Origin of the sequence: Rhodococcus sp. (in: high G+C Gram-positive bacteria) (assembly GCF_049286785.1) — a bacterium.
GTDB lineage: Bacteria > Actinomycetota > Actinomycetes > Mycobacteriales > Mycobacteriaceae > Rhodococcus_F.
The window spans coordinates 1-2,301 of the sequence record NZ_JBAQEO010000824.1 but is presented as its reverse complement, the minus strand read 5'-3'; the positions used below and the strand labels follow the sequence as shown (position 1 = coordinate 2,301).

Sequence of the window (2,301 nt, the reverse complement as noted above, 5' to 3'; positions counted from 1 at the left end):
AGCAGTACAGGTCGTTCGGATCGCAGATCGAGGCGACCCGCCCCGACAGCTTGCCCATGCCCTGCGACCGGGGACCGGCGATCCCCTCCCCGGAGGTCTTCGGCCCGACCGTCGCGGCGCCCTTCGTCCCGGCACCGGGATCGGCGAGCAGTGCCACACCGAGGACCTGGTCCGCATCGACCGGTCCGTGATCGTTTCCGATCGCCGCCGCGAGATCGCCTGCAGCGTCGGAACCTTGGGAATAGCCGGTGATCGTGATCTTCGCGCCCTGGCATTTGTCGGCGTAGGACTTCAACACGGCGGTGGCCTTGCTGACCGCGTCGTTCTTGCTGTCAGCGTAGGTGTGGCCGTTGTCGAACGCACGGGCCATGTACGGCAGCGTGTATATCTGCGCACGGGAACCGTTTTTCGCCTTGATCGCCTCCGCGACGGGGGCCAGCATGCCCACCGGCCTGTTCGGGTCGGCGTTCTCGTTGGTCTCCCAGGTTCCGGGGATGAACAGGTTGAACGTCGATGAACAGCTGGCGGGGTCGGCGTGGGCGATCGCGGGCGCGGAGATCAGCGCGGTCCCGCACAACACTGCGGTAGTGGTGAACGCCGCGAGCCCACCTCTCGCCGACCGTGCCATCTTCCGGACTCCTATCGCGCTGCAACCAGTAGTCTTCCGGCTGTCAGTGTCAGGTAGCAGTCCTTCTCTCAGCGACGACCCCCGCACGCGGTCGGGCGTGTCGGTAATTGGAGCACCGACGTTCTCCCCGCATGCCTGTGGGTTCTTGTAGATCAGCTGTGCTGCCGCTGCGCCCAGCGTTGGTGGAACGTCTGCATTGTCGCCTCGTCGACATCGACCGGGCGGTGTGCGAGCCAGCGGAGGTGGAGCCGGTCGTTCAGATCGCGACGGTGCGTGCCGGGGCGATCGGCAGGCTGGTCGAGTTGCTCTGCCAACGCATACTCGAGGAACTTGGGCAGTACTCGGCCCGGGCCGCCGCCGGAGTTCGAGAGTGTCGATCATGTACGGCACAAGAGCGCTGGAAGTGGCGGCGCCCAATCGCTTCAACGCGACATCGAGCGCGCAGTCTTGTTCCTGTGGGCCTGCGGCCGCGGTGACCTCGACGGTGGCCTCGAGCAGGTCCCGGAGACTGTCACCTCTACGCCGCCCGGACCGGGCTCCATCACCCGCACCGGAACGTGTTCTGCAGAGCGGTGTTCTCAGTGGTGCGCACGTCCTCGTGGTTCCTCTTGGCTCATCGGGCCAGTTTCGCCGATGAAGGATCGAAGCTGCTGAACAACTGTCGATGGATCGCCTCTGTGTAGCTCACCCCGTCACCTGTGCGACGGTCGCTACTGCGAGCGGGTTCCTCCGGTGCTGTGCCGCGGTGCTGCGGTCTGATCCCAACATGCCGGTCAGCACTCGCGACGCTCGTGCGGTATGCGTTGCGGCCTTCCATATTTCCCCTGTTTGGTCCGCTCGGCCAGAGCATATAAGCAGGATTTGTCACCGTGCTCACTCTCGCGACCTGCCCTGCGCGACAGATAGGACGTTGACCGGTGAACGACACATCCCCAGTGTTTAGATCCAGTCGATGTGGACGGAGTCGATGTGGTCGAAGTGGAAGCCGAACTGGTCGCTGTATTTGTCGAAGCCCTTGTTTTCGGGGTAGTCGAGGGTGGCGTGTCGTTCGAGGAGTGCGACGACGCGGGCGTGATCGTCGCCTGCCAAGGCGGCGGCCAGTTCGCGGGACTCTTCGCTGCTGAACGGGGTGTCGGAGTTCGCGAAATCCAGGGTGCGGACCCGGTAGTCGTATCCCTCGTCGGCGCCGTTGCGGACCATCACGCCGCCCTTGACGCGGATGACGGCCTTCTTCGGTGTTCCGTCCGGGCGCAACACCCCGGCGCGTTTCATGATGTCCTCTGCCTTGACGTTCTTGAGTTTCTTGTTGGCGTCGGCACGTAACTCGTTGGTTTCGCCGGAGCGGTACCGCGAGACTGCGGAGCGGGAACGCCCGATCTTGGCGGCAACGGCATCGATACCACCGAGGCGCTCGATCGCCGCGCGGCGTTGCGCACGCTCGAGTATGTCTGGGTGTGGGATGCGGCCTTGTTGCGCCCATCGGCGCAACGTGCGATCGGAGGGGGGTGTGCGGCCGGCATCGATCGCGGCTTGCCGTAAGCCGTCGTTGCCGATCTCCTTGCGTAACTGCTTCACCGAGACCTTGCTGGTCAGTCCGGCCAGTCCCCCACTTTTGACCTGTTTCGACTTCTCGACACCGCTGGTCGCGGCGTTGGCCACCGAGACCTTGAGTC

The 2,301-nt window shown here is 64.7% G+C and carries 2 protein-coding genes; both read right to left on the bottom strand.

The window, feature by feature from the left end; genetic code table 11:
- Positions 1-628, bottom strand: a 628-nt coding sequence (locus tag WAW17_RS29645) for a cutinase family protein (RefSeq protein ID WP_422336425.1), incomplete at its 3' end; no start/stop codon positions are given.
- A gap of 939 nt (positions 629-1,567) precedes the next feature.
- A partial coding sequence (locus WAW17_RS29640; RefSeq protein ID WP_422336424.1) for a hypothetical protein occupies positions 1,568-2,301 on the bottom strand: 734 nt, incomplete at its 5' end.